This is a genomic window from Amycolatopsis sp. cmx-4-54, from assembly GCF_046548895.1.
Taxonomy (GTDB): domain Bacteria; phylum Actinomycetota; class Actinomycetes; order Mycobacteriales; family Pseudonocardiaceae; genus Amycolatopsis.
The window spans coordinates 38,936-53,408 of sequence record NZ_JAEBEJ010000012.1 but is presented as its reverse complement, the minus strand read 5'-3'; the positions used below and the strand labels follow the sequence as shown (position 1 = coordinate 53,408).

17 protein-coding genes and 1 pseudogene are annotated in these 14,473 nt (G+C 69.7%); 11 read left to right on the top strand and 7 right to left on the bottom strand.

The features are described from left to right. Positions 1-51: 51 nt before the first annotated feature. Genes ACLJQ7_RS33090 through ACLJQ7_RS33075 form a run of 4 tightly spaced genes read right to left on the bottom strand, consistent with a single transcriptional unit; the run spans position 52 to position 1,662 of the window. Positions 52-885, bottom strand: a complete 834-nt coding sequence (locus tag ACLJQ7_RS33090) for a hypothetical protein (protein ID WP_410652079.1) — start codon at positions 883-885, stop codon at positions 52-54. A 2-nt stretch (positions 886-887) separates the two neighbouring features. Continuing rightward, a complete protein-coding gene (locus ACLJQ7_RS33085; protein ID WP_410652078.1) occupies positions 888-1,055 on the bottom strand; it encodes a hypothetical protein in 168 nt (55 codons plus the stop codon). Beyond that, positions 1,052-1,450, bottom strand: coding sequence for a hypothetical protein (locus ACLJQ7_RS33080; RefSeq protein ID WP_410652077.1), 399 nt, complete (start codon positions 1,448-1,450; stop codon positions 1,052-1,054). The genes ACLJQ7_RS33085 and ACLJQ7_RS33080 overlap by 4 nt, the downstream gene beginning before the upstream one ends. Further along, positions 1,447-1,662 (bottom strand): helix-turn-helix domain-containing protein, encoded by a 216-nt coding sequence (locus ACLJQ7_RS33075; RefSeq protein ID WP_410652076.1) that lies wholly within the window; start codon positions 1,660-1,662, stop codon positions 1,447-1,449. The genes ACLJQ7_RS33080 and ACLJQ7_RS33075 overlap by 4 nt, the downstream gene beginning before the upstream one ends. Positions 1,663-1,841: 179 nt before the next feature. Here ACLJQ7_RS33075 and ACLJQ7_RS33070 point away from each other — a divergent pair, with 179 nt between their 5' ends. Then, a complete protein-coding gene (locus ACLJQ7_RS33070) occupies positions 1,842-2,255 on the top strand; it encodes a helix-turn-helix domain-containing protein (RefSeq protein ID WP_410652075.1) in 414 nt (137 codons plus the stop codon). Positions 2,256-2,382: 127 nt separating this feature from the next. Beyond that, entirely contained in the window at positions 2,383-2,715 is a 333-nt protein-coding gene (locus tag ACLJQ7_RS33065) for a hypothetical protein (RefSeq protein WP_410652074.1), read from the top strand. Between the two features lie 93 nt (positions 2,716-2,808). Here ACLJQ7_RS33065 and ACLJQ7_RS33060 read toward each other — a convergent pair. After that, positions 2,809-2,895, bottom strand: a pseudogene (locus ACLJQ7_RS33060) (SAM-dependent methyltransferase); the annotation flags it as partial. Positions 2,896-3,030: 135 nt separating this feature from the next. Between ACLJQ7_RS33060 and ACLJQ7_RS33055 the strand changes: the two are divergent. Continuing rightward, the gene (locus ACLJQ7_RS33055) at positions 3,031-3,453 is read left to right on the top strand and encodes a hypothetical protein (protein WP_410652073.1); all 423 of its coding nucleotides are present in this window, start codon (positions 3,031-3,033) and stop codon (positions 3,451-3,453) included. Here the strand turns inward: ACLJQ7_RS33055 and ACLJQ7_RS33050 are convergent. Further along, a complete protein-coding gene (locus ACLJQ7_RS33050) occupies positions 3,434-4,285 on the bottom strand; it encodes a DegV family protein (protein WP_410652072.1) in 852 nt (283 codons plus the stop codon). The two genes, ACLJQ7_RS33055 and ACLJQ7_RS33050, sit on opposite strands and share 20 nt — an antisense overlap. A gap of 243 nt (positions 4,286-4,528) precedes the next feature. Between ACLJQ7_RS33050 and ACLJQ7_RS33045 the strand changes: the two genes are divergently transcribed. The 4 genes from ACLJQ7_RS33045 (at position 4,529) to ACLJQ7_RS33030 (ending at position 8,162) form a co-directional block, all read left to right on the top strand. Next, positions 4,529-5,314 carry an electron transfer flavoprotein subunit beta/FixA family protein gene (locus tag ACLJQ7_RS33045; protein WP_125673496.1) on the top strand — a complete coding sequence of 262 codons (786 nt, stop codon included), beginning with the start codon at positions 4,529-4,531 and terminating at the stop codon, positions 5,312-5,314. Positions 5,315-5,340: 26 nt separating this feature from the next. Beyond that, positions 5,341-6,300 carry an electron transfer flavoprotein subunit alpha/FixB family protein gene (locus tag ACLJQ7_RS33040; RefSeq protein WP_396563865.1) on the top strand — a complete coding sequence of 320 codons (960 nt, stop codon included), beginning with the start codon at positions 5,341-5,343 and terminating at the stop codon, positions 6,298-6,300. A gap of 177 nt (positions 6,301-6,477) precedes the next feature. Further along, on the top strand, positions 6,478-7,260 hold the full coding sequence (locus tag ACLJQ7_RS33035; protein WP_410652071.1) for a GNAT family N-acetyltransferase: 783 nt from the start codon (positions 6,478-6,480) through the stop codon (positions 7,258-7,260). Further along, entirely contained in the window at positions 7,257-8,162 is a 906-nt protein-coding gene (locus ACLJQ7_RS33030) for a lysophospholipid acyltransferase family protein (protein ID WP_410652070.1), read from the top strand. The genes ACLJQ7_RS33035 and ACLJQ7_RS33030 overlap by 4 nt, the downstream gene beginning before the upstream one ends. A gap of 243 nt (positions 8,163-8,405) precedes the next feature. Here the strand turns inward: ACLJQ7_RS33030 and ACLJQ7_RS33025 are convergent, their stop codons facing one another. Beyond that, positions 8,406-9,296, bottom strand: coding sequence for an NADP-dependent oxidoreductase (locus ACLJQ7_RS33025; RefSeq protein WP_410652069.1), 891 nt, complete (start codon positions 9,294-9,296; stop codon positions 8,406-8,408). A gap of 133 nt (positions 9,297-9,429) precedes the next feature. Here ACLJQ7_RS33025 and ACLJQ7_RS33020 point away from each other — a divergent pair, with 133 nt between their 5' ends. Genes ACLJQ7_RS33020 through mnmA form a run of 4 tightly spaced genes read left to right on the top strand, consistent with a single transcriptional unit; the run spans position 9,430 to position 14,441 of the window. Continuing rightward, a complete protein-coding gene (locus tag ACLJQ7_RS33020; protein WP_410652068.1) occupies positions 9,430-10,686 on the top strand; it encodes a LuxR C-terminal-related transcriptional regulator in 1,257 nt (418 codons plus the stop codon). A gap of 33 nt (positions 10,687-10,719) precedes the next feature. Next, positions 10,720-12,090 (top strand): MFS transporter, encoded by a 1,371-nt coding sequence (locus ACLJQ7_RS33015; RefSeq protein ID WP_410652067.1) that lies wholly within the window; start codon positions 10,720-10,722, stop codon positions 12,088-12,090. 48 nt (positions 12,091-12,138) lie between these two features. After that, a complete protein-coding gene (locus tag ACLJQ7_RS33010; protein WP_410652306.1) occupies positions 12,139-13,335 on the top strand; it encodes a cysteine desulfurase family protein in 1,197 nt (398 codons plus the stop codon). A gap of 5 nt (positions 13,336-13,340) precedes the next feature. Then, positions 13,341-14,441, top strand: a complete 1,101-nt coding sequence (mnmA, locus tag ACLJQ7_RS33005; RefSeq protein WP_410652066.1) for a tRNA 2-thiouridine(34) synthase MnmA — start codon at positions 13,341-13,343, stop codon at positions 14,439-14,441. Positions 14,442-14,473 lie beyond the last annotated feature (32 nt).

Sequence of the window (14,473 nt, the reverse complement as noted above, 5' to 3'; positions counted from 1 at the left end):
TTCCGTGCGGGGTGACGACCTCGCTTCGGAAGGTCCATTCGCGACGGCCGGTCACTGCTCGGCGTCCGGGTCGAACAGGCCTTCGGTGGGGCGCTCGTACGCTTCGGCCAGTTCGGCGTATTCGTCCGCGGTGGGGCCGATGTCGGCGGCGGCCGGTTCCGGCTCGACGGTCTCGGCGTCGACGACCTCGGCCTCGGGCGCGGTCTCGGCGCGCTGCTCGGCGGCGCGGTCTTCCCGCTCGGCGACGACCTGACCGAGCGTCGGCTTGGCGAGCTCGGACTCGTCGACCTCGTCGCCGAACCCGAGCGCTACCTCGGGGCAGATGATCGTGGCGCAGTTCGACACCGCCCGCCACAAGAGCATGCGCTTGGGGTAGGACTTCCACACGTCCTTGTTCGTGAGCTTCGCGGCCACGGCCTCGTCCCACGTGAACGTTTCGGTGTGGGTCTCGCCGTCGTCACCGCGGACGATGGTCACCGTGCAGTGGTGCGGGTCGTGGTCCGGCTTGTAGCGGTGGCCGAGCGCGTTCTTGGCGTGGTCGCCGTTGGCCTCGCCGCAATCGGCGCACGGCACGAACGCCTTGTGTCCGGCCTCGCGCACCTTGGACAACCAGAGCTGCCCGGACATCGACGGGCGGCCGTTGACGACGTAGATGGACTGGATCGACTGCATCGGAGTCAACGCGAGCTGCTGGCCGTAGAGGATGATCGCGAGCACGTTGGACGGCTTGCCGATCAGGTCCTTCGGGAGCAGGCTCGATTGCGCGAGTGCAGCCGAGTACCGGTACGCCTGGTCGAGGTCGGTCAGCTGTCCAACGAGCGGGACAACGACCTTCTGCTCGGCGGGCGCGGTCTGGTTGGTGGTGGCCACTTCGGCGGTGGTCATGATCAGCCTTTCGGGGTGGTCTTCGGGGTGGTGCGGGTGGCGGCCCGCTGGGTGGCGGTCTTGGCGCGCTGCCGGGCGGCGTCGGCGTCCGCCCGGCACTGGTCGATGTCGCGCTCGGCGGCGGCGACGGTCTCGTTCGCCTTGCAGAAGGCGTCGCGGAGACCCATCACGCGCCGATCCGGCGCTCGACGATGAGGTCCGCGTTCGAGTTCGGGTCCTGCTCGGACTGCGCGACGTTCAAGGCGTCGGTGAAGCAGCAGAGGCCGACCTCGACGTCGTCGGCCGGGTAGCCCGAGTTCGCGGCGGGGGCGCGGTGGATGCGGAAGATGACCGGACCGCAGGTCTCCAGGCCGTTCCAGTTGCATTCGCGCGGCTCGAAGTCGTCCGCGAGTTCGAGGCGGACACCGCGGCGCGCGAGGATGGCGGCGAGGTCCGCGCGTTCGGTGCCACTCGGCACGTATGCTGTGGTCATCGGTTGCCCTTCGGGGTAGTCGTTTCCCTGAACCCCTGCCGCCTGGTTGGTCCCGGCGCGGCGGGGGTTCTTCATGTCTTGGGTGGTGGTCATCGGACCTCGAACAGGTCCTCGAACGAGCCGAGCGCCCGGACGGCGCCCGCGATGAACTCGTTCGATGGGCGGGACGTACCGCGGAGGACGCGGCCCACGTTCGACTGGTCCACGCCGATCGCGTCTGCGATGGCGCTGTAGGTGCTGTGTCCCTGCTCGGCCGCCTTGGCGGCGAAGTCCCCCCGGACTCGGATTGAGGGGCGGTTCGTCATGCGCTCACGCTATCAACTTGCGTACGCGCACGCAAGAATTTGCGTACGCGGAAGTACGACAATGTGAGTGACCGGCTCGGCCGAACGTATCGAACACATGGTCGTTTTATGGTCCGACCAGGGGGAACCCTTCGGGGGCGGGTAGCCACTTGCGCACGCGCAAGTTAGTATCGCCTTCCATGGGCGAAACCCAGACCTTCCCTGTCTACCTTCAAGGCCTGCTAGACGAACGCGGGTGGAAGAAGGCTGACCTCGCGCGCGCGTCGGGCATAGCCGAGAGTCGGCTTAGTCGCTGGATGACCGGCGGCGCGCCATCCGTCGACAACGCGCGCGCGGTCGCCGAGGCGTTCGGCCGCTCACTCCTGGAAGTGCTCGTAGCGGCCGGCATCATCACGCCTGAGGAATCGCGGGCGAAGACGGTGCATCTCGACGTCACGAAGCTGACCAATAGGGAGCTCGTCGCCGAGATGGAACGGCGTCTTGAAGCCGCGGCGGGCAGGCCGTCAAGCACGGGGTCGGCAGACGAGATCGCCGCCGGCGGCGATCGCTACGTGACCGGCAAGGTGAAACGGTCGGCGAAGCTGGTCAAGTAGGCCGCTGATCACCGCAAATACGCAGATCATGACCCCGTGTAGTTGAAAACTGAATCTTTTTACGCCGATCGGGTCATACCGTCCCGGTAGTGTTAATGGTGGGACGTTTGTCACCGACATGTCGCACATGGCACCGGATCTTGCGCAGTACCTCCCCGGCGCCCTGGAGATCCTGGGGCACCTCACCATCGTCATCGCGCCCGTCGAGCTGTACGAGGCCGTGTACGACAGAGCCACGCATGTGCTCCGGATCGACCCCTCGGCGGACGTCGCTGCGACCATCGCCGCGATGCTCGCGGACATTGTGGACGGTCCCGTCGAGAGGCAGTTCGTCAGCCTCGCCGGCGGCGGCGCGGCGACCGCGGCCGCACTCATCCCGCGCCAGGCCGAGGACGAGCACGAGCGCGAGGGGGCGCGCCTGAGGCTCGTTACAGAGTGTGGCGAACCGGCGAACCTGTAAATTCGCTGCCGCCGAAACTGCTCGCATAGCGTTGCGAGGCACACCTATCGTATGCTGGATGTTCCCTCGGGCGCATAGCGTTCATGGCGCGGAGAACCAGTAGTTCTCCTCGGCGATGCCCGGCACGGTGCGTTCACCGGTGAGGTGCAGCGCTTCGGCCCTGGTGGCTGGGGTGGTCACGCCGCGACCCTACCGGCCGGTCACTTCCCGCTCCGCCGCAGTTAGTCCTCTGGATGCGGTAGTTGCACGCGCAAGGACCGCATCCAGAGGACCAAACGCGTGTCACGTTTCGCGGCGCTGCGCAGTCCAGGAGGTATGCAAAGGACATTCACCCGCGTATTGCTCGTCGTCTTCGGTCTCATCGAACTGCCCGTCGGGCTGTGGCCGCTGTTCAGCCCGGACGGCTTCTACCGGGACTTCCCGGGGTTCCGCACCGGCTGGGTGGCGATGGACGGCCCCTTCAACGAACACCTGATCCAGGACTTCGGCGGCCTCAACCTGGCGCTTTCCGCGATCCTGATCGGCGCCGCCGTGATCGGGACGACCGCCGTGGCCAGGCTCGCGGCGCTCGCCACCTTCTGCTTCGGACTGCCGCACTTCCTCTACCACCTCGGCCACGTCTCGCATTTCGAGCCGGTGGACCAGGTGCTGATCGTCGCGACGACGGCGCTGGGCGCGGTGCTCCCGGTGGTGCTGGCGCTGATCCCCTCGAAGCGCGCTACACCGGCGACACCGTGATGCCGATGGCGCCGGGGCCGAGGTGGGCGCCGAGGATCATGCTGGCGTCCACCAGGGTGCTGTCGACCATATGCGGCAGCCGCGCCCGCAACCGCCCGCCGATTTCGAGATCGCGTTCGTCCGGGCCGAACCGGGTGATGGCGACCTCCACGTCCTGATCGCCCGCGCAGTCCACCGCGAGATCGACGAGTTTGTTGAGCGCCCGCCGCTGGCCCGGGACCCGGGTCAGCGGGGCGACCTCGCCGTCTTTCACCGTCAGCAGGGGTTTGATCGAGAACGCCGAGCCGAGGAAGGCCTGCGCGGCGCCGATCCGGCCGCCGCGGCGCAGGAACTCCAGCGTGTCGACGTAGAGGATCTCCCGGCTGCCGCGGAACCGGCGTTCGGCCGCGGCGATCACCCGGGTGGCCTGCCCGCCGGCGGCGGCGACCTTGGCCGCCGAGGTCGCCGCGAAACCGAGGCTCATCCCGGTGGTCCCGCTGTCGAGCACGTGGACGGGGACGTTCACCTGCTGGGCGGCCTCCCGGGCGGCGTTCACCGTCTCCGACATCCGGCCCGAGATGTGGACGCTGACGATCGCCGAGGCGCCCTTGCTCGCGGCGTCCTGGAACGCCCAGAAGAACGCGGCGACCTCGGGCGGCGCCGTCTTCACCGGGGTTCCGGCACGCAGATGGCCGATGATGTCTTCGCGGTCGTAACGGTTCTCTTCGTCGAACTGCTCGCCGACCTGCAGTTGGACCTGAACGACGCCGATTCCCCAGCGTTCGGCGACCGGGGCGGGAAGGCAGGCGGTCGAGTCCGTGATCACGGCGACAGGGCCGGGCATGGAACGCATGGTGGGGCAGGTTAGCCCGTCGCACCCGGCGGGTGTACCCCGGAATACGGCCGTTCGGGTTAGTCGGCCGGTAACACTCACTTCCGGGTGAATTACCTGGACGATGGTCCCACTAAAACGTGCATCCAGGTGAATGAGGTCACCTCGGCGGGCCGCGGCGCTGAAATGGCCCTAATCTACCGGCCAGTAGAGCTGTTGCCCCGTGGCCGTCGCCGGCCACCAACGGGAGGTCGAAGTAGACCCATGACGAACATCGTTGTCCTGGTCAAGCAGGTACCGGACACCTACTCGGAGCGGAAGCTCTCCGGTGCCGACAACACTCTTGACCGCGAATCCGCCGACGCCGTGCTCGACGAGATCAACGAGAAGGCCGTCGAAGAAGCCCTGAAGATCAAGGAAGCAGGCGAGGGCGAGGTCACCGTCGTCTCGGTGGGTCCCGACCGCGCGACCGACGCGATCCGCAAGGCGCTGTCCATGGGCGCCGACAAGGCCATCCACGTCTCCGACGAGGCCCTGCACGGCTCCGACGCGATCGCCACCGCCAAGGTGCTGGCCGCCGCGATCTCCAAGGTCGAGGGCTTCGACCTGGTCATCACCGGTAACGAGGCCTCCGACGGCCGCGGTGGCGCCGTGCCGGCGATCATCGCCGAGCTGCTCGGCCTGCCGCAGCTGACCCACGTGAACGAGCTGACCGTCGACGGTTCCTCGATCAAGGCCGACCGCTACACCGAGGACGGCGTCACGCACCTCGAGGCGAACCTGCCCGCGGTGGTGAGCGTCGGCGAGAAGATCAACGAGCCGCGCTACCCCTCCTTCAAGGGCATCATGGCCGCGAAGAAGAAGCCGGTCGAGACGCTGACCGTCGCGGACCTCGGCGTCGACGCCGGCGAGGTCGGCCTCGGCAACGCCTGGTCGTCCGTGCTCGAAGCCTCCCCGAAGCCGCCGCGCACCGCCGGTGAGCGCGTCGAGGACGAGGGTGACGGCGGCAGCAAGGTGGCCGCCTACCTGGTCGCGCAGAAGCTCATCTGAGACAGGTTTCGAGGAGGAATAGGGAAATGGCTGAAGTACTCGTCCTCGTCGACCACGTCGACGGTGAAGTCAAGAAGGTCACGCTCGAGCTGCTGACCGCCGCTCGTGAACTGGGTGAGCCGTCCGCGGTCGTCGTCGGCCCGACCGGCACCGCCGCCAAGGCGAAGGAAGCCCTCGCCGCGCACGGCGCCGCCAAGGTGTACGTCGCCGAGGGCGACAACGCCACCGGCTTCCTGGTCACCCCGAAGGTGGATGTCCTCGCCGCGCTCGCGGAGCGGACCTCCCCGGCCGCCGTGCTCGTCGCGGCCAGCGCCGAAGGCAAGGAGGTGTCCGCTCGTGTCGCGGTCCGCCTCGGCTCCGGTCTGCTGTACGACGCCGTCGGCGTGAACGGCGACGGCAGCGTCGACCAGTCCATCTTCGGTGGCGCGTTCTCCGTGAAGTCCAAGTCCACCAAGGGTGTTCCGGTCATCTCGGTCCGCCCGGGCGCGGTCGAGGCGGCCCCGGCCGAGGGTGCGGCCGCCGAGGAGACCGTCGAGGTCCCCGCGGGCGACCCGGCGAAGTCGGCCAAGATCACCGGCGTCGAGCCGATCGTCGGCGGCGACCGGCCGGAGCTGACCGAGGCCTCGGTCGTCGTCTCCGGTGGCCGCGGTGTCGGCTCGGCCGACAAGTTCGACGTCGTCGAGACGCTCGCCGACTCGCTCGGTGCCGCTGTCGGTGCTTCCCGCGCCGCCGTCGACTCGGGCTACTACCCGGCGCAGTTCCAGGTCGGCCAGACCGGTAAGACGGTTTCGCCGCAGCTGTACATCGCGCTCGGCATCTCCGGCGCGATCCAGCACCGCGCGGGTATGCAGACCTCGAAGACCATCATCGCGGTCAACAAGGACGCCGAGGCGCCGATCTTCGAGATCGCCGACTTCGGTGTGGTGGGCGACCTGTTCAACGTCGCGCCGCAGCTGACCGAAGAGGTCCAGAAGCGCAAGGGCTGAGTCCTTCGTTCGTAGAGGGGGCCGCTCGGGATTTCTTTCCCGGGCGGCCCCTTTTCTGTTACCCGGAAGTGATCTTCCAGCCTGAGAGAACCCTGAGAACCCGCAATTAACTGAACGTGCACTAATCGGCCATCAGGCGCATTGTCGTTGGTACCCCCTGAGGGGTAGACCTGGTTCATGACGACGTCACAGCTCCTCGTCAGTACTGACCAGGCAGGTGTCGAACTCCCGGCCGATGCGCCGCGCTACTCCCTTCTCGTGGCGAACGGGAACGAAGAAGTCGTTGCCGCGCAACGCCTTCGCCATCAGGTGTTCGCCGAGGAAATGGGGGCGACGCTCAATTCGCTCGAACCCGGTCTCGACGTCGACTACTTCGACGAGTTCTGCGATCACCTCGTGGTGCGGGACGACAACACCGGCGAGATCGTGGGCACCTACCGGATGCTGCCGCCCGATCGGGCCGCGCGGGCGGGAAAGCTGTACTCCGACAGCGAATTCGATCTCACCGCGCTCGATGCGCTGCGTCCTTCGCTGGTCGAGACGGGACGTTCGTGCGTGCATCCCGACCACCGCAGCGGCGCCGTGGTGAGCCTCGTCTGGGCGGGGATCGGACGTTACATGCTGCTGGCCGGTCACCGGTATCTCGCGGGCTGCGCTTCCGTGCCGCTGACCGACGGCGGGACCTACGCGGCGGGCGTCTGGGATGTCCTGCGCGCCAAGCACTACGCGGATGAATCCCTTCGGGTGACGCCGCTGAACCCGTGGCGGACCGAAGGTCTCGAGCGGCCCGCCCGCGCGATCCTCCCGCCGCTCATCAAGGGCTACACCCGCCTGGGCGCGAAGATCTACGGCCCGCCCGCGCTCGACGCGGATTTCGGTGTCGCGGACTTCTTCGTCCTGCTGGATCTGCACAACGTCGACGAGCGGTACCTCAAGTACTTCCTGGGAGTGCAGGGATGACCCACGCCTGGATGCCGAAGTCGCCGTGCGGTGACGGCTGCCTGAGCGAAGGGGCGCCGACGGTGGCGTTCGGCCGGCGCGTCCTGCGGTTCACCGCGGCGATCGGCGTCATCTTCGGCGCCTTCCTGTCGGCGCCGCTGGTGCTCGTGCTGCGCGGCATGCCAAGGGAACGGTTGGTGCGCCTGCTCTTCGTGGGGATCCTTCGCTCGTTCGGGGTGAAGCTGCGCGTGCTCGGCGACGAGCGTTTCCGCGCGGTGCCGGGCCGTGGCGCGCTCGTGGTGAACAACCACATCTCGTGGCTGGACATCATCGCGGTCAACGCCGTCCAGCCGATGCGGGCGCTCGCCAAGAAGGAGGTCGGCGCCTGGCCGGTGCTCGGCCTGCTGGTGCGCCGCGGCGGCAGCATCTTCCTCGACCGGGAGAACCTGCGGAGCCTGCCCGCGACGATGGACGAACTCGCCGATGTGATGCGCGGCGGATCACTCGTGAGCGTGACGCCGGAAGGCACCACCTGGTGCGGTCTCGGCTCCGGCCGGTTCCGTCCCGCGACCTTCCAGGCCGCGATCGACGGCGGTGTCCCCGTGCGGCCGCTCGCGCTGCGCTTCCGGCTCGCCGACGGGCGGGAGACGACGCAGCCGGCGTTCATCGGGCCGGAGTCGCTCATCGCCTCGCTGCGGCGGGTCGCGGCGCTGCGCGGTCTGGTGCTGGAGGTGCACGTATGCCCGGAGATCGCGCCGGGCCGCGCTTCGGACCGGCGGGAACTGGCCGGGCTGGCGGAATCCGCGGTGCAGGCGGCGTTGGGGCGGGTGCAGATCCCGGTGCAGCGGCGGCGGCGCCCGGTGGTCTCGGCGGCCCCGGTCACTCCTCCGGCGCCCTCGGCTTCCGAGACGGTCTCTCCCTAGCCTGGCTCTCCCTAGCCCGGCTCTCCTGAACGACCCTCGAGGGGGGGCGTGAGTGGCAAGTGTCGTTCTAACGACCCGAAACACTCACGACCCCCTTGCCCGAAGCCACACCAGCCGCCGCTCTACCGCTCGGCCGTGACAGCACCCTTTCGGTCACTCGCGCGTGCTATGAAAGGTCCTTTCCTTGCAAAATTTGCAAGGAAAGGACCTTTCATAGCAGCCGCCGGTGGGCTCGCGCGGCTGTCAGTCGAAGGTCAGCGTGATCTTCCCGCCCGCGTGACCGGTCGCGCTCTCCCGGTGCGCCTCGGCGGCGTCGGCGTGCGCGTAGCTGGAACCCAGCTTCAGCTGCCACCCCCGCGCGACCAGATCCTCAAGCACCGCCGCGCTTTCCTCGCCGCCGGCCGAGAACTTCAGCCCCTGCGCGTACGCCGCCGGATCCGCGATGGTGATCAGCCGGTCGGGTGATCCGAGCAGTTCGACGGACTCGCCCAAGACACCGAAGCCCGCCGCGTCGAACACCGCGTCGACGCCGTCCGGCGCGACCGAGCGGACCCGCGAAACCCAGCCGTCGCCGTACAGGACCGGCACCGCGCCGAGCGCCTTCACCTCGTCGAGTGACGAGGCGCCGGCGAGCCCGATGACCGTGGCGCCCAGCGCGACGGCCGCCTGCGTCGCGATCCGGCCGACCTGGCCGCTCGCACCGTGGAGTACCACCGTCTCGCCCGGCTTGACCTCGAGTTCGCCCAGTACCCGCAACGCCGTCTCACCGACGATGGGCAGCGAGGCGGCCTCGGCCCACGAAAGCCCGGCGGGTTTGCGGATGACCTTGCTCGCCAGCGCGTATTCCGCGTACGTGCCGGTGTCGGACCAGCCGAAGACCTCGTCCCCGACGGTGAAATCGGCGCCTTCGCCCACCGCGTCCACGACGCCGGCCAGTTCCAGGCCGAGGATGTGCGGGAATTCGACCGGACGGACCTCCGCCATGGCGCCGGACCGGATCTTCCAGTCGATCGGGTTGACGCCCGCGGCCTTGACCGCGACCCGCACCTGACCCGGGCCGGGCTCCGGCAGCGGAACCTCGGCCGCCTGCAGGACATCCGGTTCGCCGTACTGGGTGATGGTGATCGCTCGCATGTGCACTCCTATCGGATTTCTTCGCTGCGATCAGTCAACCGGCGCCCGTACCCCGCCCGAACCAGCCGGACGAGCAGTGTTCACTAGCCGGGAGAGCAGCGTCCCCGCGCCGGGACGTGCTTACTGTGGAGTCATGGACCCGCTGCACGTGTTGAGCCAGGTCGAGTACATGCTCGCCGCTCCGCGCCCCGAACTCCTGCCGCGCTTTTCCGCGACGGCCGCGGCCGTGCTGCCGCACCGCGCCGCCGCCATGGAGACCGGTGACTGCTCCCGCCTGCCGATCAAGGTCCACGGCGATCCGGCGATCACCGGCGCGGTCACGAGCTCCGAACTTCAGCGGCTCGCCGCGCTCGGCGTGCCGGGCCGGGCGGTGGTGGCGGAAGAGACGCTCGGCGGGAAGCGCCGGAAACTCGTCGTCCTGACCTCGGCGCCGGTGATCGGCAAGGGCGCGATGATCGCGCTCGTCCCCGCCGAGGACGAACCGTCGGACGGCGCGCTCGAATTCGTCGCCAAGCTGTGGGACATCGTCAGCGTGAACGCCGCCCAGCGCGCCACCGACCCGGAGCCCGCCGTTCTGGAGAGCAATATCGCGGCGGCCACCGCGCGGGCGCGGGCGATCACCGATCTGGGGCAGACCCACGCGACCACGTTGACGTCGTTGCTCTCGGTGCTGCGATCCCGGCGGCTCGGCGACGCCGCCGCCCGGCAGACCGCGACCGACCTCGCCGCGGCCGCGCTGGTCGAACTGCGCTCGATCGCGGACCGCGATCAGGAACTCTCGGCTGAGCCCGCGTCGAAGGCGTTCGGTTTCCTCGTCACCCAGCTGGCTCCTTTGGTGCGCCACAGCGACGTGACCGTCGACCTAGCCGGGCCGGACGACGAACGGCCGCTCCCGCAGGACATCGCGCACACCGCGCGCACGGTGTCGCGCGGCCTCGTGCTCTCCGCGCTGGAGCGCGGCAGCACCCGCGTCCGGGCGTCCTGGCGGATCGACGGGCAGCACCTCCGGGTCACCGTGCGCGACGACGGCCCGGACGTCGCCCGCGCCGTGCCCGCCACCGGGCTCACCGAGCGGATCACCCCGCTCGGCGGCCATTGGGAGGTCGACGCCGTCCCCGGCTGGGGCGCCACGATCACCGCGGTCCTGCCGCTCGGCGTCCAGGAAACGCCGGAACTGCGCCCGCTCGACCGGCTGAACCCGCGTGAACTCGAAGTCCTCGCCGGGATCGCGCGCGGGAAACGCAACCGGCAGATCGCCGAAGAGCTGGCGCTGACCGAGCACACGGTGAAGTTCCACGTGCGGAAGATCCTCGGGAAGCTGGAAGTCACCTCACGCGGAGAAGCGGCCGTGCTGGCGCGTGAGCTGCGCCTGGAGTCCGTCGGCGCTTGACCTCCACCGAACTGGAGGTGCCAGGCTCGTCGTATGACGATCACTGGGGAAAAGAAGGGTGTGCTCTGGACACCTGAGCATCGCGTGACCACGATCGGGCTGCTGCTCATGGTCACGCTCATCGCGTTCGAGAGCATGGGCGTCGCCACCGCGATGCCGACGATGGTGGCCGATCTCGACGGCCTCGCGCTGTACGCCTGGCCCTTCACCACGTTCCTGGTCGCCAGCGTGGTCGCGACCGTCCTTTCCGGACGCCTCGGCGACCGCAAGGGTCCGGCGCCCGCGCTGCTCGCCGGTACCGCGTTGTTCGCCGCCGGGCTCCTGGTCGCGGGACTCGCGCACGACATGCCGCTGCTCCTGCTCGGCAGGGGATTGCAGGGCTTCGGTGCCGGTCTTCTGCTGGTCTCGGTGTCCCTGCTGATCGCGCTCACCTTCAGCGATCGCGAACGTCCGGTGATCTACGCCGCCAACGCCGCCGCGTGGGTGCTGCCGGCGGTGATCGGTCCTTCGATCGCGGGCGTGGTGACCGTGAGCGTCGGCTGGCGCTGGGTGTTCCTCGGGCTGATCCCGCTGACCGGGATCGGGCTCGCGCTGCTGGTCGTCGTCACGCGCAAGTTGCCCAGCCACGCGCCCGCCGAGTCCGCGCGCCGGGCCGGGGTCGTGCCCGCGGTGGTCGCCGCCCTCGGCGTCGCCGCGCTCACCTGGGCGGCGCAGCACCCGTCCCTCGCGGCGCTGGCCTACGGCGGCGCCGGTCTGGTCGCCCTCGGGTACGCGCTCCGCAAACTTCTGCCCGCCGGGACGCTGACGTCGCGGCCGGGGTTGCCGACAGTGATCGCCTCGCGCGCGCTGATCGCGGGCGCGTACGCCGGGATGGAGGCCTATCTGCCGCTCACGATGACCGAGGTCCACGGCTACAGCCCCGCGCTGGCCGGGCTGCCGCTGACGGTGACCGCGCTGGGCTGGTCGGCGGGGTCGATGCTGCAGGGCCGCATGCTCGACTGGTCGCGTGAAGCGTCGCTGCGGGCCGGGTTCGCGCTGGTCGCGGCTGGTTTGGCGATCTTCGTCTTCGTCCCGCTGCCCTCGTTCCCCGGCTGGATGGCGTTCGTGGCGTCGGCGGTCGGCGGCTCCGGGATGGGGATCGCGATGCCCGCGATCTCGGTACTGCTGCTCCGCTACTCGCCGGAGGCCGAACGCGGGTTCAACACCTCGGCGCTGCAGCTCGGCGACTGGGTCGGATCGGCTCTGACCATCGGTTTGGGCGGCGTTCTGCTCGCTTCGCTGGCGTCGGCGAAGGAGCCGTCGGCGGCGATCCTGGTGCTTTCGGTGGTGCTGACCGGCATCGCGCTGCTGGGGGTGCGGCTGACCGGCCGGTGGCCGTCGGGTATGAGCGCCGCCACCCGCTGACCAGGGTGGGCTTGGTCACGCCCCGGAGCGGTCTACCCTGGTATGGCGATGACCTATCTCGACCACGCGGCGACCACCCCGATGTTGCCCGAAGCCGTAGCGGCGATGTCCGAGGCGCTGTCCACAGTGGGCAACGCCTCCGCGCTGCATTCCTCGGGCCGCCGGGCCCGCCGCCGGGTCGAAGAAGCCCGCGAGGTGATCGCGGAGGCGCTGGGCGCCCGGCCGTCCGAGGTGATCTTCACCGCCGGTGGCACGGAGAGCGACAACCTCGCGGTCAAAGGCATCTTCTGGGCCCGCAACGGCGAGGACCCGAAGCGGACCAGGGTGCTGTGCAGCACCGTCGAGCACCACGCCGTCCTCGAGTCCGTCGAGTGGCTGGAGCAGCACGCGGGCGCCGAGATCGTCTGGGTCGAGGTCGACCAGGCCGGCCGGGTCACTCCCGAGTCGCTGCGCACCGCCATCGGCGACAGTCCCGAGACGGTCGCGCTGGTCACCGTGATGTGGGCGAACAACGAGGTCGGCACGGTCAACCCGATCGCCGCGCTCGCCGCCGTCTGCGCCGAGCACGAGATCCCGCTGCACACCGACGCCGTCCAGGCGGTCGGCGCGGTGCCGGTCGACTTCGCCGAGAGCGGCGCCGCGGCGCTGACCCTCACCGCGCACAAGCTGGGCGGCCCCTACGGTGTCGGCGCGCTGCTGCTCGGCCGCGACACCGCGTGCGTGCCGGTCCTGCACGGCGGCGGCCAGGAGCGCGCCGTGCGTTCGGGCACGCTCGACGTCCCCGCGGTGATCGCGTTCGCGACGGCGGTCAAGGCAGCGGTCGAAGGCCGCGAGGAGTACGCCAAACGCGTCGCCGAACTGCGGGACGACCTGATCGAGGCCGTCCGGCGCGAGGTGCCGGACGCGGTGCTCAACGGCGGCGAGGGCGAGCGCCTGCCCACGCATGCCCATTTCACCTTCCCCGGATGCGCGGGGGACAGCCTGTTGATGCTCCTGGACGCCAAGGGCATCGAATGTTCCACCGGTTCGGCGTGCACGGCGGGTGTCGCGCAGCCGAGCCACGTGCTGCTGGCCATGGGTGCCGAACCCGCGGCCGCGCGCGGGTCGCTGCGGTTCTCGTTCGGGCATACCTCGGCACCGGAAGACGTTGAAGCGGTTTCGAGGGAGATCGCGGGCGTCGTCGACAGGGCGAGGCAGGCGGGGCTCGCCGGAATGCGCAAGCAGACGCAGAAGCAAGAGGTGTGAGGAAGATGCGCGTACTGGCCGCGATGAGCGGGGGAGTGGACTCGGCGGTGGCCGCCGCGCGCGCCGTGGACGCCGGGCACGAGGTCGTCGGCGTGCACCTGGCGCTGTCGGCGAAGCCCGGCACGCTGCGCACCGGATCGCGTGGCTGCTGCACGATCGAGGACTCCGGCGACGCGCGGCGCGCCGCGGACATCCTCGGCATCCCGTTCTACATCTGGGACTTCGCCGAGCGGTTCACCGAAGAGGTCATCGAGACCTTCGTGGGCGAGTACGCCGCGGGCCGGACGCCCAACCCGTGCGTCACCTGCAACGAGAAGATCAAGTTCGAAGCGTTGCTGGACAAGGCGATGGCGCTCGGCTTCGACGCGGTCGCCACCGGGCACTACGCCCGTCTGTCCCTTGTGGACGGTGTGCCGGAGCTGCGGCGCAGCGTCGACACCGGCAAGGACCAGTCGTACGTGCTGGCCTCGCTCACGCCCGAGCAGCTGCGGCATTCGCTGTTCCCGCTCGGCGATTCGTGGAAGACCGACGTGCGCGCCGAGGCCGCGAGCCGTGGCCTGTCGGTGGCGAAGAAGCCGGACAGCCACGACATCTGCTTCATCCCGGACGGGGACACGAAGAGCTTCCTGGAGAAGCGGCTCGGCCAGCGTCCCGGGCAGCTCGTGGACGCCGAGACCGGCGCCGTGCTCGGTGAGCACACCGGCGTGCACGGCTTCACCGTCGGCCAGCGCAAGGGACTCGGCATCGAGGCGCCGGCGCCGGACGGGCGGCCGCGCTACGTGCTCTCGCTGGAGCCGGTTTCGGGCACCGTGAAGGTCGGTTCCGCGCGGGACCTCGGGGTGAACGTGATCGAGGCCGACCGCCCGATCTGGCCGAGCGAGCGGCCGCTGGACGGCCCGACCGAATGCGTCGTGCAGGTGCGTGCGCACGGCGGGATCGTCGACGCCGTCGCGGAGGTTTCCGGCGACTCGGGTGACTCAGTGAGCATCCAGCTTCGTGAGCCGCTGCGCGGCGTCGCGCCGGGGCAGGTCGTCGTGCTGTACCGCACCGACGCCGCCGGAGGCGACCTCGTGCTCGGCAGCGCGAAGATCTCCGGGACCCGTTAGCCCCCGCCCCGCATTTCGTCCTCTGAATGCGT